The organism is Anaerotruncus colihominis, assembly GCF_010206195.1.
GTDB lineage: Bacteria > Bacillota > Clostridia > Oscillospirales > Ruminococcaceae > Anaerotruncus > Anaerotruncus colihominis_A.
The window spans coordinates 36,671-55,627 of the sequence record NZ_VIQT01000024.1; the positions used below are offsets into that span (position 1 = coordinate 36,671).

Genomic DNA, 18,957 nt, shown 5'->3' on the forward strand with positions numbered 1-18,957 from the left:
ATATGCACAGATAGGAATATCGGAACGTGGAAAGGTTGGAGCATGGAGCGCATTGCGGCGCTGTGAAGTGCTGGCACGGAAAGCAGACTGTATAACGTGCCTTTATCCAACTGAGAGCGGTGCCACGACCGTTGAAGCTGCTGTAATGGCGGTGGAGGAACAGGCACCAGTCGGCTTTGAAAGCAAGAATAAAAGAACAGTATTCATAGGTTCGAGTATGACTAAGAAAGGCACACCCCAAAGGAGGTATGCCGACTATGACAGTGAAGAAATTGCAAAAGAAAGCGAAACTGCGCAACGCTGAATACTTCGGCTTGCAGGAGGTATTGGACAGGCTCTATGCCCAAAGTGCGGAAAACAAACGCTTTACCGTGCTGATGGAGTTGGTGGCCGCCGATGAAAATATCTTACTTGCTTACCGAAATATCAGCAAAAACAAGGGCAGCAAAACGGCGGGAACGGACGGAAAAACTGTCCGCTACCTGTCAAAGTTCACAAACACAGCACTCATTCACTATATAAAAAGGCGGTTGGAGCAGTACCAGCCCCAGCCGGTGCGCCGGGTGGAAATTCCCAAAGGAGACACAGGGAAAACTCGCCCTCTGGGAATCCCTACGATTGCCGACAGGCTGATCCAGCAATGCTTCCTGCAAATTCTGGAACCAATATGCGAAGCGAAATTCCATGAGCGGAGCAACGGTTTCCGTCCCAACAGGAGCGCAGAACACGCGCTGGCACAGTGCTACGCAATGATACAAAAACGCGGTCTGCATTATGTGGTTGATATTGATATAAAAGGTTTCTTCGATAATGTCAGCCACGGAAAACTGCTCAAGCAGATGTGGAATATGGGGATACAGGACAAGCGTGTGCTGAGTATCATATCCGCCATGCTGAAAGCGGAAGTAGCAGGAATCGGTTTTCCGCAAAAGGGGACGCCGCAGGGCGGTATCATTTCCCCACTGCTATCCAACATTGTCTTGAACGAATTGGATTGGTGGATTGCCAGCCAGTGGGAGAATATGCCTACACGCAAAAACCGTGAATATGCGCGGTCTGACAATGGGGTTATTGACAAAAGCCAGAAGTATGAAATGCTCCGAAAAGGCTCTGCCCTAAAAGAGTGCTACATCGTCCGGTATGCCGACGACTTCAAAATCTTCTGCCGCAAGCGAAGCGACGCAGTAAAACTCTTTGCCGCTACAAGAGATTGGCTAAAGGAACGGCTGGGGCTGGACATCAGCCCCGAAAAGTCCAGAATTGTCAATTTGAAAAGGCAATACTCCGATTTTCTCGGCTTCAAGTTAAGAGCTGTGAGAAAAGGCGTCAAGAGCAACGGCACAGCAAAGTACGCGGTAGAATCGCACATGAACGATAAGGCAGTCAAGAAAGTCAAGCGGCAAACGCGGGAAATGGTGAAAAGAATCCAGTCCCCGGCAAACGTGAATGAGGAATATAAAGCCATCGGAGCCTATAACGCCTATGTTTCAGGCATCCACAATTACTACCGTTATGCTACCCACATCAGCAAAGACATTCATAAAATCGCCCTCGGCATCACTCGAACCATGCAGAACAGATTGAGAGAGCGCTTGCAAAAGCAAGGAAACCCTTTGCCCGCCTACATTGCGGAGCGGTATGGAAGAAGCAAGCAAATTCGCTATGTAAGCGGACAGGCAGTTATCCCTATTGGGTATGTCCAAACCAAAGCACCGCTCTACAAACGGCGGGAAGTGAACCAGTACACGGAACAAGGCCGCAGAAGTATTCACAAAAATCTGGAATTGCTGGTTACAGAGACCGTCCATATTTTAATCCATGCCACTGATAGCGAGGTAATTGCACGCCTTGTTCAAACATTGCGGTTAAACACAAGACAGCGTGCGAAGTTAAACACTTTGCGCAAAATAGCAGGCTTATTCTCAATCTAAACGCAATCGCTCACTGAAAACTGTATCTATTTACAATTCTTTCAAAGTCGATGGAACGCCGTGTGCGGTGAAAGCCGCACGCACGGTGTGAAGCGGGGGAAAAGACGGAAAGCGGCGCTGACGCGCCGCTCAGGTCTTACCTATCGCTATTCGCCCTGCCCGATGAATTTGACAAGCTGCTGGCTACCATGCGGAGCCGGGAGATCTCCGTGAGCATCATCATCCAGAACCTCGCCCAGCTAAAGGCCCTCTTTGAGAAACAGTGGGAGAGCATCGTGGGCAACTGCGACGAGTTTATCTATCTCGGTGGAAATGAGCAGGCGACCCACGAGTACGTTTCCAAGCTGCTGGGCAAGGAAACCATCGACACGAACACCTACGGCCAGTCCAGGGGGCGGAGCGGCAGCTACTCCACCAACTGGCAATTAGCGGGCCGCGAATTGCTTATGCCGGATGAAGTGCGTATGCTGGACAACCAGTATGCGCTTCTTTTTATCCGTGGAGAACGGCCCATTCAGGACTTCAAGTACGACATTCTGAAACACCCCAATGTGAAGCTGACCACAGACGGAGGGGCCGAACCGTACCAGCATGGGGAGGACACCCGCAGCATCGCTTCTATCCAGCTTGACCCGGAACTGCTGAAACAGGCGGCGGAGGTGAAACTGGACGCCGGACAACACCGCTTCATTCTTCTCAGCGAGGAAGAATTGGAGGAATATATCAAAAATTTTGGAGGTAAGACACAATGAACATTTTCAAGAAGAACGAGAAGAACACCGGGAACCGCCTGCCCATGCCCAACAAGGTGAAGCGGGGCTACCGCTGGTACTGCTCCCTGGTGGCGACCGTGGCCCTGATGGGCTGCTGCACCATGACGGCCTTTGCCGCCCCCGCCGCTGGCGGCGACCCCCTCACCGTTATCAACAACCTGTCCGAGTTTATTTTCGGCCTGATCCGGGCCGTGGGCCTGATCCTGCTGGGCTGGGGCATCGTCCAGGTGGGCCTCTCCCTCCAGAGCCACGACCCGTCCCAGCGTTCCAACGGCTTCCTGACCCTGGCGGGCGGCGTTATCATTACTTTCGCCAAGGAGATTTTGACCCTTATCACCGGGTAAAGAATTGGTAGCTTACCGCAAAAGTAAGCTACCAATACATAAAAATTACATTTTGAAAATCATTTTCCAAAAATCATTCCAACCCATAATGATTGACATTAGACCACCCGCAAAACTTACAAGGGTAACAATTATATTTATTAGTTTTACAAACCAATTACACTTTACTTTCCTTGTTGTTTCATCAGAAATAAATCCAAACCAATGAAGTACCAATATGGGCAATGAAACGATAACTCTAACGCCACTGGAGAAGCAAAAAAATGGATTGTGCATTTTCTTTCTTAACGAGTTCTCCATCTCACTTAATGTACCAAGATGCCGGTTAAACATATAATCACAATCGCGTATAGATTGATTATATCTGTGCATCAGTACATAATCATCCTGCTCATTAAGAATATTTTTTAATTCAGGCAAGAAGTTTATAAGAAGCTGATAATCAGTTGTAGTAAAACCTCTTAAATTATCTCTTGCATACGACATTATTCCATCATAGCCAAGTTCGCGTTGCATTGTATTGACATCTAAAGTCAATTCAAAATAAAGATGCTGATTAAAGCTCTTGTTCTCTATAATTTCATTTACAAGATCAACAAATTTTTTGTGGTAGTTGTTTGTAAATTCGACTCGATCAATGATACTTTTCAATTCAAATAAGCTCACTATAAACCCTAATACAATTATTCCTATTATGATAAGTACAGGAATTAATTTATCCATAGTCAATTCTCCTTACATAGCCAACTGTTCTCAGCGATTGGAACAGTTGGCTATTTTATTATACAACATTTTTCTCACATTTTCTACCCGTAAAGTGTGAGGACAGAAAGGAGGTTTGAAAATGAAAAAAACAATCTGTTTGAAAGGAGATGGTAGTAAACAATGTCAGATAATTGGGTAGTTCAAAATTTAGAGAACGCGCTGGAGGTCTGGAACGGCAAGTTGAGCGAGATATGGCAGCTCATTACACAGTCCCCCCAGGATTTCAAGGGCGGCGCAATCTGGAACGTGGTAACAGACATCCACGGTGCGCTCCAGGCCGTCGGCTACGCCCTGCTGGTGCTGTTCTTTGTGGTGGGCGTGGTAAAAACCTGTGCGAGCTTCTCAGAACTCAAAAGGCCGGAGTTGGCGGTAAAGATGTTCGTCCGCTTCGCGCTGGCAAAGGCCCTTATCACTTACGGTATGGAACTGATGCTGGCTCTGTTAAGTATCATTCAGGGCGTGGTGTCCTCCATTATGAACGCGGCGGGCTTTGGCGCTCCCAACTCCACCGTCCTGCCCGCCGAGATCGTGACCGCCATTGAGGACTGCGGCTTTTTTGAGAGCATACCCCTTTGGGCGGTGACGCTGATCGGCGGGCTGTTCATTTGGGTGCTGTCCTTCGTGATGATTTTGAGCGTCTACGGACGCTTTTTTAAGATGTTTATGTACGCTGCGCTGGCCCCCATCCCCCTGTCCAGCTTTGCCGGGGAACCCAGCCAGAACGTAGGCAAGAGCTTCTTGAAAAGCTACGCCGCCGTCTGCCTGGAGGGAGCCGTCATCGTACTGGCCTGCATCATCTTCTCTGTGTTCGCCAGCTCCCCGCCCGCCGTTGACCCTGACGCGGCGGCGGCTTCAATGGTATGGAGCTATATCGGGGAATTGGTGTTCAATATGCTTATTTTGGTGGGCAGCGTCAAAATGTCCGACCATGTTGTGCGTGAAATGATGGGCTTGTAAAGGAGGCCAGAATGAAACAATTTTATGTATTTAAGGACGGACGGATGCAGGGCAGCGCCGCAACGAGAGAACGGGCCATTGACCTGATCCGGCAGTATCAAAAGCTGGAAACCCACCCGTTCCTGCGCTCGGAGTTCAGCATGATTGAGGGAGAGGAAGAATTTGTGCCCTACCCCTCCCATCAAAAGACGCCCCGGAAAAAGAACGGGATGGAGCGGTAACAAGGAGGTGCTTTGATTGGAAGTCAAAATCAACCGTGAAATCCGCAACTACACGGAAAGTATGTTTTTTGGGCTGTCCCTGCGGCAGCTCGTTTTTTCTGCCCTGGCGGTAGTCGTGGCCGTGGGGCTGTACTTTCTGCTGAAACCCTATGTCGGCACCGAAACCGTGTCCTGGATGTGCGTCCTGGGCGCGGCCCCCTTTGCCGCCCTGGGCTTCTTCACCTACCACGGCATGACGGCGGAGCAGTTTATTTGGGCGTGGCTGCGCTCGGAACTGTTGGAACCGCGAGAACTCCGCTTTGAATCGTCTACGCTGTACTACGACATTTTGAAGTCCAGCATGGAAAAGCGGGAAAAGGAGGAATACAAGCGCCATGATTAAGAGCATCAAGACCATCATGCGGCAGGATCGGGAGCCGTACCGCATCCCCCGCAGGGTGCAAGACGTGATCCCCATTCAATGCGTCTGGCCGGACGGAATTTTCAAGGTGGGCAGCAAGTTTTCCAAGACCTACCGCTTCACCGACATCAATTACAAGGTAGCCAGCCGTGAGGACAAGGAAACTATGTTCCTGGCCTACTCGGAGCTACTGAACAGCCTGGACAGCGCCGCCACCACCAAGCTCACCATTTGCAACCACCGCCAGAGCCAAGCGGACTTTGAGCAGTCTGTCCTTATGTCCATGCGTGGGGACGGTCTGGACAAGTACCGCCAGGAGTACAACCAAATGCTCATTGACAAGGCGACCGGGGCCAACGGCATCATCCAGGAGAAACTTGTCACCGTGACCGTCTACAAGCGGGATATTGAGGATGCCCGCGCCTACTTCACCCGCATCGGGGCCGACCTGACCGCCCGCTTCGCCGCCCTCGGCTCCAAGTGCGTGGAGTTGGACGCCGCTGACCGCCTGCGCATCCTCCACGATTTCTACCGGGCCGGGGACGAGGGCTATTTTCACTTTGATATGGCGGATATGGCCCGGAAGGGCCACGACTTCAAGGACTATATCTGCCCGGACGGGATCGAGAAGCACAGCGACTACCTGAAGCTGGGCGACCGCTATTGCCGGGTGCTGTTCCTGAAGGACTACGCCAACTATATCCAGGACGAGATCGTATCGGACTTGACTGACCTGAACCGCAATATGATGTTGTCCATCGACATTCTTTCTGTCCCGACGGACGAGGCTGTGCGGGAGGTGGAGAACCGTCTGCTGGGCGTTGAAACCAATATAACAAACTGGCAGCGCCGCCAGAATCAGAACAACAACTTCTCCGCCATCGTCCCCTACGATATGGAGTTGCAGCGCAAGGAGAGCAAGGAATTTCTTGCCGACCTCACCACCCGCGACCAGCGGATGATGCAGGCCGTCCTCACGCTGGTCATCACCGCCGACACCAAACAGCAGCTTGACAGCGACACGGAGAAGATACGCTCCCTGTCCGGGCGGTGCCAGTTGGCGGTGCTGAAATACCAGCAGATCGACGGCCTGAACACTGTCCTGCCCATCGGCACCCGGAAGATCGACGCTTTCCGCACCCTGACCACCGAAAGCCTTGCCGTGTTCATGCCCTTTAAGGTGCAGGAGATCATGGACAGGGGCGGCATCTACTTCGGCGAGAACGCTATTTCCCACAACCTTATCATGTGCAACAAGGCCAACCTGCTCAATCAGTCGTCCTTCCGGCTGGGCGTCCCCGGCTCCGGCAAATCGTTCAGCGTGAAAGAGGAAATCGCGTTCCTCATTCTCAACACGGACGATGATATTCTCATAGCAGACCCGGAGGGAGAGTACGCGCCCCTCATTGAAGCGATGGACGGCCTGGGCAGCGTCGTCCGGGTGGCCGCTGGTGGGAAAGACCGCTTGAACGCCATGTATATGGTGGACGGCTACGGCGAAAACAACCCCATCGTGGTGAAATCGCAGTTTATCATGTCCCTGGTGGAGCGCATCGACCCCAACGGCGTGGGGGCCAAGCAGAAATCCATTATTGATCGTTGTACGGGGGACTTGTACGAGGAAGCGGAGCGGAACGGCACCGTCCCCACCCTCGCCGCCCTCCGGGAAAAGCTGATGGAACAGCCGGAGGATATGGCAAAGGAGATCGCCCTGGCCCTGGAGCTGTTCACCACCGGCTCCCTTGACATTTTCGGCCATGAAAGCACCGTTGACCTGGACAAACGGGTGGTGGTGTTCGACATCCACGGCCTGGGCGAACAGTTGAAGCCCATCGGCCACCTTGTCATTACCGACACCATGCTCAACCGCGTCACGCTGAACTGGAAAAAGGGCAAGCGCACCCACGTCCTTATCGACGAGTTCCATGTCATGTTTGAGAACGAGTTTTCCGCCGCCTTTTTCAACTCCGCGTGGCGGCAGTTCCGCAAGCGCAACGCCTACCCCACCGCCATCACGCAGAACGTGGAGTATCTGCTGGACTCCGTTCAGGCCAGCACCATGTTGTCCAACTCCGAGTTCATTGTCATGCTGAATCAGGCGGCAAGCGACCGGGAGAAGCTGGCCCGCCTGCTGAACATTTCCGAGGAACAGATGGGGCACATCACCAACGCCCCCGCCGGGTGCGGGCTTATCAAGTATGGCTCGGCCCTGGTGCCGTTCGTGAACCGCTTCCCCTCCAACACCGAACTGTACCGCTTGATGACCACCCGGCCCGGTGAGGGCCGCTTTGCAGGGGGACGGGCTTGAAGCCTGTCCCTCTCCTTTTGAATGGAGGGATAAAAAATGCCATTGAAAATCAAGCCCTGTCACCTGCGGGCTGCGAGGGAGTATGTGGGCCGGCATCACCGGCACAATATCCCGCCCGTGGGCGGCAAGTTCGCCGTGGCCTGTTATGATGGGGACAATTTGTGCGGCGTTGCCATCTGTGGCCGTCCCGTCGCCCGGTATCTGGATGATGGGCTGACCCTTGAAATCCTGCGCTGCTGTACGGACGGGACGGACAACGCCTGTTCCAAGCTCTACGGGGCCTGCTGCCGCATCGGATTTGATATGGGCTATGAGCGCATTGTCACCTATACGCTGGCATCGGAAACTGGGGTGTCCCTGCGGGCCGCTGGCTTTTTGTTTGACGGTGAAGCTGGTGGAAAAGCGTGGACAGGCCAGCGCCGCAGGGACTACTATGTGGCCCCCGCCGAACTGAAACACCGCTGGATAAAAAGACGGGCGGGTGAGCAGACATGAGCAGGATCAAGACCCGTGAAAAGGGCAAGGATATTAAAGTGCTGGACAAGTCCGCCGTCGTGGGCCAGCGCATGAAAAACGCCTTTATCCGTTCCAAGCGAAACGCGGCGGCGCTGATGGACGACCGGCAGGCCACCCCCAGCGAGTACGCCGAGGACAAGGTGGAGTTTGCCGCCGACGATCTGGCCCATGATACGGCGAATGTGGCGGTGTCCGGCACAAAATCGGCTGTGCGGCAAGGACGAAAGCTGTTCCAGCGCCAGCGGGAGAAGCGGGCGGCGGAGAAGTTCCGGGAGAACACCGCCCCTACTGAACAGGCCCCCGCCCCCGAACCGCCCCAGGGTACGGCCCCGGAGGGCCAGACCCCGCAGCGGCACAGCGGGACGGCCCCGGAGGGGCGATTGCCCCGGCAGCGAACCGACCCGCCCAGGGATGGGCAGCGCCCCCGGCAGGGCACCGGCCCTACCCAGGACAGACGGCTCCCACGCCAGCGAACCGGGACGGCCCCGGAGCGTCAGCCCCTCCCACGGTATGAGCGCACGGTGGAGCGGCCCCCGGCCTCTGCTGACGTTGAGCGCACCGCCAATACTGTAAGTTCTTTTGTAGAGCGTGGGCGGACTTTCGCCAGGAAGCAGGCCGCAAAGTGGGCCGAGCGGAAACGGCAGGTGAAAAACCGGGCTGTCCAGGCTGACCGGCTACCGCAGGTAAAGCCCCAGGACGCCGCCAAAGTGTCCCGGCAGGTGGAAACGGCGGTCAATGTCGCGGAAACGCCCGTAAAAACGGCGAAACGGCCCGTCCAGGCTATGGGGCAGACCGCAAAGGCCACCGGCAGGAGCGCAAAGGGCACTATCAAGAGCGCACAGCGGACGGTAAAGACGGCACAGCGCACCGCAAAGGGCACCGTGAAAACCGCCCAGCATACGTCTAAGACCGCCATCAAGACCGCAGACTATACGGCAAAGGCGGCGCAGAAAACGGCCCAGGTCACCGCAAAGACGGCGAAAATGACCGCCCGTGCCGTAGCCAAGACCGCTGCCGCCACCGCGAAAGCCGCCGCAAAGGGCGTTTCTGCCACGATAAAGGCCATGGTTGCGTCTGTTAAGGCACTTGTAGCCACTATTGCCGCTGGGGGCTGGGTTGCCATCCTTGCCATTGTGATTATCTGCCTGATAGGTTTGATTGTCGGCTCCTGTTTTGGTATCTTCTTTTCCGGGGAGGACAGCGGTACAGGCCAGACCATGCCCACAGTTGTCCGGGAGATCAACCAGGAATACGAGGGCAAGCTGGACGAGATCAAGAACGGCACCGCCCATGACACGCTTGAAATGTCCGGCTCCCGAGCAGTCTGGCCGGAGGTGCTGGCGATATACGCTGTCAAGACTACCACCGACCCGGACAATCCCCAGGAAGTTGCCACGATGGATGACAGCAAAAAGGAACTGTTGAAAGAGATATTTTGGGCTATGAACGAAATCAGCAGCCGCACCGAAACCGCTACTACCACCCAAACCGTTGAAACGGACGATGGGGAGGGCAATATCGTTGAGGAAGAAGTTGAAGTAACGACAACGACCCTCTATATCACTGTCAGCCATAAAACCGCCAATGAAATGGCGGACGCCTATAACTTCACCGCAGCCCAGCGGGCGCAGCTTGCGGAATTACTGGCTGAAGAAAACCGCAGTATGTGGAGCAGCGCCCTATACGGCATTGGCGTGGGCGACGGGGAGATCGTGGTGGTGGCCCTCTCCCAGCTCGGCAACGTGGGGGGCCAGCCCTATTGGTCGTGGTACGGTTTCAATTCCCGCGTGGAGTGGTGCGCCTGCTTTGTCAGTTGGTGCGCCAACGAGTGCGGGTATCTGGACGCTGGCGTGATCCCCAAAACGGCGGGGTGCATCACCGGCTCTAATTGGTTCAAAGACAGAGGCTTGTGGCAGGATAACAGCTATGAGCCGCGCCCCGGCGACATCATCTATTTTGATTGGGACAACAAGGGCAGCTCCGGCCCCCAGGACGGCCTTGCCGACCATGTGGGCATCGTGGAGAAAGTAGAAAACGGAATGGTCTACACCGTGGAGGGCAACTCCGGCGATAGCTGCCGGGAGAACCGCTATGCCATAGGCCATTATGAAATTTACGGGTACGGCACTCCTGCCTACTGACCCCACAGACGCATAATTTTCGCCCTGGACTGACTGGAAACAGTTAGTCCAGGGCGGCTTTTTTATTCCTCAAACAGCTTTGAAACGGGGACTTCCAGCGCGTCCGCAATTTTGAACAGCGTTTCCATCGACACGCCAAAGACCCGCGTAGGGCTTTCAATTTTAGAGACATACGACCATGACCGCCCAATCTTATCCGCAAACGCCTCCTGCGTCAGCCCCAGCAATTTGCGGTAGTATTGCACCTTCAGCCCGAAGCGGATGTACTGTTCCCGATATTCCGTTTCCATAGCGCACCCCCTCTTTCCGATAAAAGGGTAACACGAAAACAGGGATTTATTTAGAGAATGTGATTGCTATTTATGGCAATACAATGATATAATGGAGCAATCACAGGACAAGAAAACCTGCCGTCCGGCGAACGGACGGGCACAAGGAGGTCGTGCGATGGAGAAAACCTGCTTTTTTATCGGCCACCGGGACGCGCCGGACAGTCTGGCCCCGGTACTGGACGCCCTGGTGGAACGGCATATTGCGGAGTATGGCGTGGGGGAGTTTGTTGTGGGGCGCTACGGTGGTTTTGACGCACTGGCGGCAAGTGCGGTGAAGCGGGCCAAGGTGCGCCACCCGGACGTGCGGCTGGTCTGCCTGCGGCCCTACCACCCAGCGGAACGGCCTGAAAAGACGCCCAGCGGCTTTGACGGCTCCTTTTACCCTCCGGGGATGGAGCGAGTGCCGAGGAAGCTGGCTATTGTCCGGGCCAACCGCTACATGGTGGACAACAGCGACTTCCTGATTGCCTACGCATGGCATCCCGGCAACGCCCGTGAGCTGGTAGAGTACGCCCAGCGGCGGGAGCGGCGGGGCCTGCTGCGGGTGGAAGTGCTGGGCCAACCATAGGCTGTGACCTGCTGATGGAAATAAACGCATACGAATAAGAGCCGTTGACTTTGAAATCAATCAACAGCTCTTACTCTTTCATTCTGATTGCCCCATCTAAAGTGGCTTCTACAATGGGAAGATATTTTTCCGGGCACAGTTGCATTTTGTGGCGTACTCTCTGGCGCACTTCACTGTTTTCCTGAATCAGCGCAGGATTAAAATAGCGTTCCACAGGCAAGTGGCAAATTTGTATCAGGCGCAGCATGACCGGGACGCTGGGAATTATTAGCCCTAATTCAATATTGGCGAGATAGCGGGTTGATACGCTCACTTCCTCTGCTAACGCTTTGCGTGTCATCCCTTGTGCCTCGCGCCCATCCCGTACATCTTCTCCAAAAGTTTCAAAGCCGGGACAATCCTTGACAGTCGCCATTATTACATCACCCACACACATTGTATAGTTCATATTCTCTCTTTGGAATGATGTAATATTCATTTTTCTTTCTTTTATAGTTCACCTGTTGCTCAAAGTGACGGACAGTATTGACTTAACGAACCGCTTTATGAATACTTAAAGTAAAAGCAGAAGGACAAGGCCCAACTTTGACCTTGTCCTTTTGCCTCTATTCGTGAACATAAATTGGTGGTAGCTTTGTGTTCCTATTTGTCCTTCCCAAACATCAACCAGCCAAACCCAGCGGTGGTGCAGAGGTGTTTGTGATTTCGTACCACTCGCCGTCATACTGAATATATGCTTTGTCAATATACACCCAATTGAAAGACAGTTCTCCATCGTTGACGTTAAATCTATAAGATGTTCCGCCATTCCATACCTCGTTGGGTGCTTCACCTTTAGCGTATGTCCTATGTTCCAATGAAAGCTCAGGAAGCCAAACATTCAGTTCCTCAATTTCTTCCTGCGTCAACTCCCACGGTTGAAGTTCACTTCCGCCGTGAAAGCCGCTCACCTCAATACTCGTGATTTCTTCAGGAATTGCATCGTTTATCACTGATATATCGTTGGATTTAGAGCAACCAGTAAGAGCAGTACACAATAGGGTCGATAGCACAAGTACAATAAAGCCAAATCTTTTCATTGCCGCGTCCTCCTAACAAATATCTTGGATTTGCCTACATTAGTATAGACGCAAAAATTCTCATGACGTTCCATTTACTTCAGATTATTTTTACAAAATTGCTCCGCCGCCCCAAACCTGTGACTGCGTGATCGCCAGAACGGTTTCGGTGGGAATACCGGCTATCTCGCTGCCAAAAATCTCCCGCAGATTTCCATTGTTTAGCATGGCGGCAAGCTGGGACTTTGCCGCAGCGGACGCGGCCAGCTCGGAAGCCTGGATGTGCCGCTGAATTTGCTTTTCCACCGCCAGTTTCATAAACTCGGCGTGGCGGGCCATACGCAAATCCCACCAGCTTTCTTCATCGTCAGAACCGCTCTTGGAGTAGGTGATCCTGCCGGGACTGCTGGAACAGGCATTACAGATATTGCCGTCCTCCCCGATGGCAACGGCCTGGGACATACCGGCTGTGCATCCGGGCATAATGGCCTCGTTCCGTGCTACGTCAAAAGCAAACCATGTGTCGATCTTCGCAAAAATCTCCTGGGCGTAGGCCGGGTCTTGCTCCATGCGCTCCTGCACCTTGGGATGGATGACCACGGCTTTGCTCCCAGGCGGGACGTTGCCCAGGGCGTGAATCTCCTTGGGAGCGGTAAATCTGCCGTCTATGGAGCCGTAAAAGGGATTGGCCCCGGTGGGCTGCCAATTCTCCAGCGTTTCCTTTGCCTTGTCCCCATCCTGGTACAGCAGGTAGTGGGGATAGTCGTTTCGGGTGCGCCAATAACCGCTGCTGGCGTCAAAAACGTGGTAGTGGATGTTGGGATATTTCGCTTTCAGCATGGTTTCCAGAGAGGGGGCCTCCACCGCCTCCGTTCCCCCGGCCTGCACCTGTCCGCCAGACCGAACCGCCAAATCCATCATCAGGCTGGTGGGCATCGCCGCCATGTCTGCCAGACCGCCCAGGCCGGTGGTGAACGTGTCGGCCCTGCTTCTGCTGGCCTGCGCCGCCATATCCATGAAGATGCTACCCTGCGTCCCGGTCTGCCTTGCTTCACGGGCCTTTGTAGGGGAGCTGTATGTTCGCGTCCCGTAACCCGGTTGAATCGTATTGCTCATTGTATCACCCTTCCCGACATTACATATTGAGGAAAAACATATTTGCTCCTGCTGATAAAGAAATCTCCGGCGTAACAGCGGGGGCAGATACCATCCGCATTTTCAGCAGATCACCGATATTGGAAAAAGTCTTTTCCAGCGTCGCCGTTTCTGCGGTGTGCTCCCACATGGCTCTGCGCTGTGCTGCCGCCGCCGCAGCCTGCTCCTGATACTGCTTTTGCTGTTCTGCCTTTTTCTTTGCCTTTTCCGCGTTGATTCTGTTTACCTCGGCTACACGCTCCGGGGAATCGCCACAGCCACCAATATATGTCACACTTCCATCCTCATGGATCACTACCCCACAAGGCTCGTAGTTAAGGCCCTGGGCGGCAAACTGTGCTTTCAGCTTAGGCGTAGCATTGAAAAAGTCATCAATCTTTTTCTCGTAATAGGCAGCCTTTTCCGGGTCGTTCGCCATATCTTCTAAAATGTTGGGTGCAATCACAACGCTGCTGCCATTCATACGACTGCCTGCTTTTTGAAGGCTGGCTTGGTCTTTCCCAATGCTCTGAACCGTAACCTGTCCATATTTGTTTTCCAGGTGCTTTTTATAGGCATCCACGCTTGATGTGTCAGTTTTGTTGGTGACTTCCGGCCTGCTGCTGATTTCCAGCACATCCGTTGTATTTCTGCTGGCCCGCGCCGCCAGATCAAGGAAACTGCTGCCCTGTGTCCCGGTCTGCTTTGTCTTACGGGCCGTTGTAGGGGCGCTATATGTAGTTGTCCCGTAACTCGGCTGAATAGTATTGCTCAAAATTCTCACCGCCTTTTCCACTTTATAAAATTGCTCCACTGTTCCAGACTTGGGCCTGGGTGATTGCAAGAATAGCCTGCGTTGGAACCGTAGCCAATCTCGGTGCTGAAAGCTCTCTATGCCCGGAAATAGAAACAATTTTGTGTTGCAACGCTATGGCCGCGGCTTCTTGTTCTTGTAATCTGCGTTTCAAGGCACTTTCCTCTGCCAAGCGTGCGTTTTCCTCTCGCCGCTTCTGCTTGGCCTTTTGCTCAGCCTCAAACTGCCTCTGTTCTTCCTCCGTTGGCCCTGTCAAACCTCCGCCGCTCGTCAGCCGCCAACGGGCAACTTCTCCGTTTTCATCCAGAACAATCAACGCGGAGTTTTCTCTCCCAGGCAAGGGATAGCCGTTCCACGCAAAAAGGTAATCAATATTCGCCATAACCTTATTTGCCAAGGAAGGATCATTCTTCATTTTTTCCTCTAACTCAGGAGGTACAACGATTGAGGTCTGGCCGAGGATTGAATTAAATCTTGCCTGTACCTGTGAACTGTCCATAGCCGGTTCCGCCCCGGCGGGTGTCCAATTCAATACAGATTCGTCTACCTCATCGGCAAAAAATTTCTCAAACGGGAAATCATTTCTTTCCCATAGAGATTGAGGAATATTTGATGCGTCCATCACATGATAGTACGCTCCTGGAAACTTTGCTTGACACATTTCCTTAAAGCTCACCCCGGTTACGTTTTGCGCTGTCGTAGCACTTGACGCCGCCGTTGCAGATGCCAAATTCATAAAGCTGATACCGCTATTCTTTGCACTCGCTCCCCCTAAACGGTAAAGGCTTGTCAAAGCGTTTGCTCCTAATATGTTTGATAAACCATAGTCCATTTTAGTTACCCCTTTCCTGCAATAAAACCGTTGCGGAAAATTCTCGCTGATCTGTTCTTAATTCCAATTCTCCCATATACTTCTCTGCCTCCCGGCGCACGTTGGACAGGCCGATTCCGTGCATGGGAGCGTCCTCTTGTTTCGTTGTGACAGGCAAACCGTCCTGCCCGAATATCACCTCACCCACGAAAGAGTTTTTGACCTCGATCAGAAAGAAACGTCCTTTTCTCTTTCCAGTCAGCACGATAAACCGCTCACCCTCGCTGACCTTCTCGCAAGCCTCCAGCGCGTTTTGCAGAAGGTTTTGCAGGATGATACCCACGTCAAAGGCATCGTAGGCCCCCGGCTCCGGGTAATGGAAATCCACCTGGAAACGGATGCCCAGGTCAAGGCTCCGCCGCCGTGTATCGTTGACGATCACATCCGTGACCGGGTTTCCCGTCAGGAGCGTCAGCTCAAAGCCGCTCATGCTCTCGTCCAGCTTGGCGATATAGTCTTCCAGACTGGCGTACTCGCCGCGACCGGCCAGCCCCTTGATGTTGGTCAAATGGCCCCGCATTTCATGTTTCAGTTGGCGGATGCGGGTATAGAATTGCTCCGCCTCATGGATACGCGCCCGGATCGCCTGTGTCTGCTGTTGCTCCATAAAATAGGTGGCCTGTTCCTCCCGCAGCGCCGCCATGCCCTGCTGAAAGGCGATGGTCAGATAGGCCCCAGCGTAGAACAGCAGAGCCAGCACCGGGATCACCGCCAAAAACGCCGGGTGACGTTCATAGAGTTGGAGCAGAACGCCGTCCTCGAACTCGATCAGCAGCCGGGAGATCACTTGCCCGAACAGAATCCCCGCCGTTGGCACCAAACTGAGATAGCACAGCTCCCGCCGATGGAGCGTCATTCGTTGTTTCCGCATTTGACGCTGGAGGGCATAGAGCATGACCGCCAGCAGAGCGGCGTGGGACACCAGGAACAGCATTACCAAGAAAGCGGCCCGGAGAAAGACGGCATCCGGCGGTTCCAGTTGGAAGGGCAGCGACCGCTCCACAATGAAGTATAGGCTTTGCACCATCAGGCCGCTGGAAATTCTGGCGTTGAAGTAGAGCAGCGTCAAGAGGAATACAAAGGATTTTTCCAGGCCAATCCATTTTGATGCCGCCAATAGCATCACAGCCAAAATCAGCCCGAAGGAACCTTGCGGGAGTGCGGCCCGGTTACAGACGATCTCAAAGAGGATGTAGATGGAAAATACAATGAGCAACTTTCGTCGCTTCCGACCCTGGGATGGGATAAAGGGCTTGAAAAAGGCGGTGAGCAGTACGGCGTAGGTCAGTTCTGCCCCAGCGGAAAAAGCACTGTTGAAAATGCGGAACCCTGTTTCACTCATAGGCCAGCTCCCCTTTTCAAGAAGCGGAGATACGCCTTTACAAAGTCCTGGTACTTATACTTTGAGAGTAAGAGCCTTTCCCCGTTTGTCAGTGTTACTTCCGATTTGCTGTACCCGTCCACATAGGAGAGATTGACCAGATACCCCTTGTGGATGCGGAAAAACTGGTCTTGCAGTTCCACTTCCAAATCTCCGATTTTTGCATAGCAGGCAAATTCGCCATCCTTCAAATGCAGCTCAACCTTGTGATTGCTGCTTTCGATGTAGCAGATGCTGTCCAGCGGTATGGTTTTGCTGGCGTTGGCGGATTGGAGCGTCAGCACAGGCCCCGGCTTTTCCCTGGCAGTTCCAATCTGTGCAACCGCACGGGTAAAAACTTGGGCAAACTTTTCCTCGTCCACTGGCTTCAGCAGATATTGGAACGCCCCTACATCAAAGGCATCGAACACATACCGCTCATAGCCGGTCACGAAGATAATGACCGGCTGCGTCCCGGTTGCCCGTTCCCGGATCGTCCGGGCCAGGGCCATACCATCCAGGCGGTCGCCAGAGGGAGCCAGCTCTATGTCCAAAAAGAGAAGGTCAATTTCCCGGGTGTCCGCAAGGCAGTCACTGGCAGAAGCGTACTCCACAATCTCACAGGGGCAGGACTGCGCTCTAATCAATGACGAGAGATAGGCGCGAGTATTGGCTTCATCATCACAAATTGCAATTCTTATCATGTTGGTATCCCTCTATGTATTTCGTTCAAATGGGCGTTGAGGTAAAGCCGATTGACGTGAATGGACGGTTCGAGAGCGTAACTGGACAACACAGGCTGTCCCTGACAGTATATCATAAAAGGAAAAACAGGGAGCCGCCTTTGCAGGCAACTCCCCTGATTTGTTATTCAAATTATAGCATAGGCCCAGGCTTAATTCAATTTCTGGAAAGAACCTTTTAATTGAATCTTCCATTTTTCTGTTTTGTATGTTATAATAAAATTTCAAGTTACAAAAACATACGGAGTGGATATAAATGGAGCAGATCAATTTGAAAATTGGCGAGAAGCTGAAAAGTATCCGCATGGCTCGTACTCTTTCCTTGGACGATACTGCTGCACTGACGGGCGTGAGCAAGCCTATGCTGGGCCAGATTGAGCGCGGACAGTCTATTCCCACGGTGACTACGCTCTGGAAAATTGCCACGGGGCTGAAAACACCGTTGTCCTTTTTCCTGGAAGGGCCACAGTCCGAATACGCCATCGTCAGCCCAGATCAGGCCAACGTGATTTTAGGGGACGGCGGGAAAATGCGGGCTTATCCTCTATTCACCTATGACCCGGTGCGGAGCGTGGAAACCTTCTACATTGAATTTGACCCGGACTGCCGCCATTCCTCGGACAAGCATAATGACGGCGTAGAGGAACACATCTTTGTTTTGCGCGGGACGCTACGGCTTGTCCTGGGAGCTAAAACGGTGGATGTTCGTGAGAAGCAGGCCGTCCGTTTCCGGGCCGATATGCCCCACGCCTATCAGAACTTGTCAGGGAGCGAGTGTGCGGTCTATAACACCATCTTCTATCCAGGTAACTAAGGGAGGGTTATCATCATGTATGAATTGATCCAGGTTGCAGAGCGGAGCTATTACATCCAAAGTCCAGCCAAGATCGGGCTGGTGAAGCTGAACGAGCAGGACGTTTGCCTGATCGACAGCGGCAACGACAAGGACGCGGGGCGTAAAGTCCGACAGATCTTGGAAGCCAACGGCTGGCGGCTCACCGCGATCTATAACACCCATTCCAATGCCGACCACATCGGCGGCAACAAGTATTTGCAGGGTCAGACTGGGTGCAAAATATACGCTCCGGGGATTGACTGCGCTTTTACCCGCCACCCTGTCCTGGAGCCGTCCTTTTTATACGGCGGCTATCCGTGTAAGGAACTACGGCACAAATTCCTCATGGCCCAGGAGAGCGACGCCCAGGAATTGACAAAGGAATGTCTGCCGGAGGGCTTTGAGATCATCCCTCTGCCGGGACACTTTTTTGATATGGTGGGCTTTCGGACGCTTGACGATGTGGTCTATCTGGCGGATTGCCTGTCCAGCCGGGAAACACTGGACAAGTATCAAATCGGCTTTATCTATGATGTTGCCGCCTATCTGAACACGCTGGAAATGGTGAAATCCCTGCAAGCGAATATGTTCGTCCCGGCCCACGCCGCTGCGTCCGAAAATATAGCTAACCTCGCACAGTACAACATCGACAAGGTACTGGAAATCGGGGACAAGATCATCGGCATCTGCAAGGAACCGCTTTGCTTTGAGGCCATCCTGCAACGGCTGTTTACCTACTACGGGCTGACAATGAACTTTGAGCAATATGTCCTGGTGGGCAGCACAGTCCGCTCCTATCTGGCGTGGCTGAAAGGCACCGGCAGGGTGAACGGTCTGTTTGAAAACAATATGCTGCTCTGGCAGCGAACATAAGGAGATATACAAA

20 protein-coding genes and 1 pseudogene are annotated in these 18,957 nt (G+C 53.3%); 12 read left to right on the forward strand and 9 right to left on the reverse strand.

From position 1 onward, the window contains the following. Nucleotides 1-257: 257 nt before the first annotated feature. From ltrA to FMM72_RS16255, 3 genes and pseudogenes are all read left to right on the forward strand, one after another. A complete protein-coding gene (gene ltrA / locus FMM72_RS16245; protein WP_162222010.1) occupies nucleotides 258-1,931 on the forward strand; it encodes a group II intron reverse transcriptase/maturase in 1,674 nt (557 codons plus the stop codon). Nucleotides 1,932-2,083: 152 nt separating this feature from the next. Beyond that, a pseudogene (locus tag FMM72_RS16250) lies at nucleotides 2,084-2,683 on the forward strand (type IV secretory system conjugative DNA transfer family protein); the annotation flags it as partial. Further along, nucleotides 2,680-3,048 (forward strand): glutamyl-tRNA amidotransferase, encoded by a 369-nt coding sequence (locus FMM72_RS16255; RefSeq protein WP_162222011.1) that lies wholly within the window; start codon nucleotides 2,680-2,682, stop codon nucleotides 3,046-3,048. The pseudogene FMM72_RS16250 and the gene FMM72_RS16255, both read left to right, overlap by 4 nt. A gap of 45 nt (nucleotides 3,049-3,093) precedes the next feature. Here FMM72_RS16255 and FMM72_RS16260 read toward each other — a convergent pair whose 3' ends face one another. Continuing rightward, nucleotides 3,094-3,771: a hypothetical protein gene (locus FMM72_RS16260; RefSeq protein WP_162222012.1), complete on the reverse strand. Its 678-nt coding sequence runs from the start codon at nucleotides 3,769-3,771 to the stop codon at nucleotides 3,094-3,096. A 162-nt stretch (nucleotides 3,772-3,933) separates the two neighbouring features. Between FMM72_RS16260 and FMM72_RS16265 the strand changes: the two genes are divergently transcribed. The 6 genes from FMM72_RS16265 to FMM72_RS17015 are packed head-to-tail and all read left to right on the forward strand — an operon-like array spanning nucleotide 3,934 to nucleotide 10,356. Then, nucleotides 3,934-4,770 carry a hypothetical protein gene (locus FMM72_RS16265; protein ID WP_162222013.1) on the forward strand — a complete coding sequence of 279 codons (837 nt, stop codon included), beginning with the start codon at nucleotides 3,934-3,936 and terminating at the stop codon, nucleotides 4,768-4,770. 11 nt (nucleotides 4,771-4,781) lie between these two features. Further along, the gene (locus FMM72_RS16270; protein ID WP_162222014.1) at nucleotides 4,782-4,991 is read left to right on the forward strand and encodes a hypothetical protein; all 210 of its coding nucleotides are present in this window, start codon (nucleotides 4,782-4,784) and stop codon (nucleotides 4,989-4,991) included. A 16-nt stretch (nucleotides 4,992-5,007) separates the two neighbouring features. Beyond that, nucleotides 5,008-5,373 (forward strand): PrgI family protein, encoded by a 366-nt coding sequence (locus FMM72_RS16275; protein ID WP_162222015.1) that lies wholly within the window; start codon nucleotides 5,008-5,010, stop codon nucleotides 5,371-5,373. Continuing rightward, complete coding sequence (locus tag FMM72_RS16280) at nucleotides 5,366-7,699, forward strand: VirB4-like conjugal transfer ATPase, CD1110 family (RefSeq protein ID WP_162222016.1); 2,334 nt, start codon at nucleotides 5,366-5,368, stop codon at nucleotides 7,697-7,699. The genes FMM72_RS16275 and FMM72_RS16280 overlap by 8 nt, the downstream gene beginning before the upstream one ends. 36 nt (nucleotides 7,700-7,735) lie before the next feature. Continuing rightward, nucleotides 7,736-8,194: an XF1762 family protein gene (locus tag FMM72_RS16285; protein WP_162222017.1), complete on the forward strand. Its 459-nt coding sequence runs from the start codon at nucleotides 7,736-7,738 to the stop codon at nucleotides 8,192-8,194. Then, nucleotides 8,191-10,356, forward strand: coding sequence for a CHAP domain-containing protein (locus FMM72_RS17015; protein WP_180322951.1), 2,166 nt, complete (start codon nucleotides 8,191-8,193; stop codon nucleotides 10,354-10,356). Before FMM72_RS16285 ends, FMM72_RS17015 begins: the two co-directional genes overlap by 4 nt. A 62-nt stretch (nucleotides 10,357-10,418) precedes the next feature. Here FMM72_RS17015 and FMM72_RS16295 read toward each other — a convergent pair whose 3' ends face one another. Continuing rightward, nucleotides 10,419-10,646, reverse strand: a complete 228-nt coding sequence (locus FMM72_RS16295; RefSeq protein ID WP_162222018.1) for a helix-turn-helix domain-containing protein — start codon at nucleotides 10,644-10,646, stop codon at nucleotides 10,419-10,421. Nucleotides 10,647-10,803: 157 nt separating this feature from the next. On the opposite strand from FMM72_RS16295, the gene FMM72_RS16300 reads away from it, so the two are divergent. Beyond that, nucleotides 10,804-11,256, forward strand: coding sequence for a hypothetical protein (locus tag FMM72_RS16300; RefSeq protein WP_162222019.1), 453 nt, complete (start codon nucleotides 10,804-10,806; stop codon nucleotides 11,254-11,256). A gap of 70 nt (nucleotides 11,257-11,326) precedes the next feature. On the opposite strand, the gene FMM72_RS16305 is transcribed toward FMM72_RS16300, so the two are convergent. The 7 genes from FMM72_RS16305 to FMM72_RS16335 all read right to left on the reverse strand — a co-directional run bounded on the left by FMM72_RS16305 (nucleotide 11,327) and on the right by FMM72_RS16335 (nucleotide 17,197). Next, complete coding sequence (locus FMM72_RS16305) at nucleotides 11,327-11,671, reverse strand: helix-turn-helix transcriptional regulator (protein WP_162222081.1); 345 nt, start codon at nucleotides 11,669-11,671, stop codon at nucleotides 11,327-11,329. Nucleotides 11,672-11,918: 247 nt separating this feature from the next. Then, entirely contained in the window at nucleotides 11,919-12,335 is a 417-nt protein-coding gene (locus tag FMM72_RS16310; RefSeq protein WP_162222020.1) for a hypothetical protein, read from the reverse strand. Between the two features lie 90 nt (nucleotides 12,336-12,425). Beyond that, entirely contained in the window at nucleotides 12,426-13,430 is a 1,005-nt protein-coding gene (locus FMM72_RS16315; protein ID WP_162222021.1) for a hypothetical protein, read from the reverse strand. 19 nt (nucleotides 13,431-13,449) lie between these two features. Beyond that, the gene (locus FMM72_RS17275) at nucleotides 13,450-14,223 is read right to left on the reverse strand and encodes a DUF6033 family protein (RefSeq protein ID WP_243157861.1); all 774 of its coding nucleotides are present in this window, start codon (nucleotides 14,221-14,223) and stop codon (nucleotides 13,450-13,452) included. 22 nt (nucleotides 14,224-14,245) lie between these two features. Then, nucleotides 14,246-15,094, reverse strand: a complete 849-nt coding sequence (locus FMM72_RS16325) for a hypothetical protein (RefSeq protein ID WP_162222022.1) — start codon at nucleotides 15,092-15,094, stop codon at nucleotides 14,246-14,248. Nucleotide 15,095: 1 nt separating this feature from the next. Then, nucleotides 15,096-16,475: a sensor histidine kinase gene (locus FMM72_RS16330; protein ID WP_162222023.1), complete on the reverse strand. Its 1,380-nt coding sequence runs from the start codon at nucleotides 16,473-16,475 to the stop codon at nucleotides 15,096-15,098. After that, nucleotides 16,472-17,197 (reverse strand): LytR/AlgR family response regulator transcription factor, encoded by a 726-nt coding sequence (locus FMM72_RS16335; RefSeq protein ID WP_162222024.1) that lies wholly within the window; start codon nucleotides 17,195-17,197, stop codon nucleotides 16,472-16,474. The genes FMM72_RS16330 and FMM72_RS16335 overlap by 4 nt, the downstream gene beginning before the upstream one ends. Before the next feature lie 295 nt (nucleotides 17,198-17,492). On the opposite strand from FMM72_RS16335, the gene FMM72_RS16340 reads away from it, so the two are divergent. Further along, the gene (locus FMM72_RS16340) at nucleotides 17,493-18,050 is read left to right on the forward strand and encodes a helix-turn-helix domain-containing protein (RefSeq protein WP_162222025.1); all 558 of its coding nucleotides are present in this window, start codon (nucleotides 17,493-17,495) and stop codon (nucleotides 18,048-18,050) included. A 15-nt stretch (nucleotides 18,051-18,065) separates the two neighbouring features. Next, nucleotides 18,066-18,944, forward strand: a complete 879-nt coding sequence (locus tag FMM72_RS16345) for an MBL fold metallo-hydrolase (protein WP_162222026.1) — start codon at nucleotides 18,066-18,068, stop codon at nucleotides 18,942-18,944. Nucleotides 18,945-18,957 lie beyond the last annotated feature (13 nt).

What these genes read in the sequence shown, in the direction of transcription:
- FMM72_RS16295 (WP_162222018.1), bottom strand. Translation starts at nt 10,646, where the DNA reads ATGGAAACGGAATATCGGGAACAGTACATCCGCTTCGGGCTGAAGGTG.
- FMM72_RS16335 (WP_162222024.1), bottom strand. Translation starts at nt 17,197, where the DNA reads ATGATAAGAATTGCAATTTGTGATGATGAAGCCAATACTCGCGCCTAT.
- FMM72_RS16305 (WP_162222081.1), bottom strand. Translation starts at nt 11,671, where the DNA reads ATGGCGACTGTCAAGGATTGTCCCGGCTTTGAAACTTTTGGAGAAGAT.
- FMM72_RS16315 (WP_162222021.1), bottom strand. Translation starts at nt 13,430, where the DNA reads ATGAGCAATACGATTCAACCGGGTTACGGGACGCGAACATACAGCTCC.
- FMM72_RS17015 (WP_180322951.1), top strand. Translation starts at nt 8,191, where the DNA reads ATGAGCAGGATCAAGACCCGTGAAAAGGGCAAGGATATTAAAGTGCTG.
- FMM72_RS16255 (WP_162222011.1), top strand. Translation starts at nt 2,680, where the DNA reads ATGAACATTTTCAAGAAGAACGAGAAGAACACCGGGAACCGCCTGCCC.
- FMM72_RS16345 (WP_162222026.1), top strand. Translation starts at nt 18,066, where the DNA reads ATGTATGAATTGATCCAGGTTGCAGAGCGGAGCTATTACATCCAAAGT.
- ltrA (WP_162222010.1), top strand. Translation starts at nt 258, where the DNA reads ATGACAGTGAAGAAATTGCAAAAGAAAGCGAAACTGCGCAACGCTGAA.
- FMM72_RS16270 (WP_162222014.1), top strand. Translation starts at nt 4,782, where the DNA reads ATGAAACAATTTTATGTATTTAAGGACGGACGGATGCAGGGCAGCGCC.
- FMM72_RS16330 (WP_162222023.1), bottom strand. Translation starts at nt 16,475, where the DNA reads ATGAGTGAAACAGGGTTCCGCATTTTCAACAGTGCTTTTTCCGCTGGG.
- FMM72_RS16265 (WP_162222013.1), top strand. Translation starts at nt 3,934, where the DNA reads ATGTCAGATAATTGGGTAGTTCAAAATTTAGAGAACGCGCTGGAGGTC.
- FMM72_RS16340 (WP_162222025.1), top strand. Translation starts at nt 17,493, where the DNA reads ATGGAGCAGATCAATTTGAAAATTGGCGAGAAGCTGAAAAGTATCCGC.
- FMM72_RS16280 (WP_162222016.1), top strand. Translation starts at nt 5,366, where the DNA reads ATGATTAAGAGCATCAAGACCATCATGCGGCAGGATCGGGAGCCGTAC.
- FMM72_RS16285 (WP_162222017.1), top strand. Translation starts at nt 7,736, where the DNA reads ATGCCATTGAAAATCAAGCCCTGTCACCTGCGGGCTGCGAGGGAGTAT.
- FMM72_RS16260 (WP_162222012.1), bottom strand. Translation starts at nt 3,771, where the DNA reads ATGGATAAATTAATTCCTGTACTTATCATAATAGGAATAATTGTATTA.
- FMM72_RS16310 (WP_162222020.1), bottom strand. Translation starts at nt 12,335, where the DNA reads ATGAAAAGATTTGGCTTTATTGTACTTGTGCTATCGACCCTATTGTGT.
- FMM72_RS16325 (WP_162222022.1), bottom strand. Translation starts at nt 15,094, where the DNA reads ATGGACTATGGTTTATCAAACATATTAGGAGCAAACGCTTTGACAAGC.
- FMM72_RS16300 (WP_162222019.1), top strand. Translation starts at nt 10,804, where the DNA reads ATGGAGAAAACCTGCTTTTTTATCGGCCACCGGGACGCGCCGGACAGT.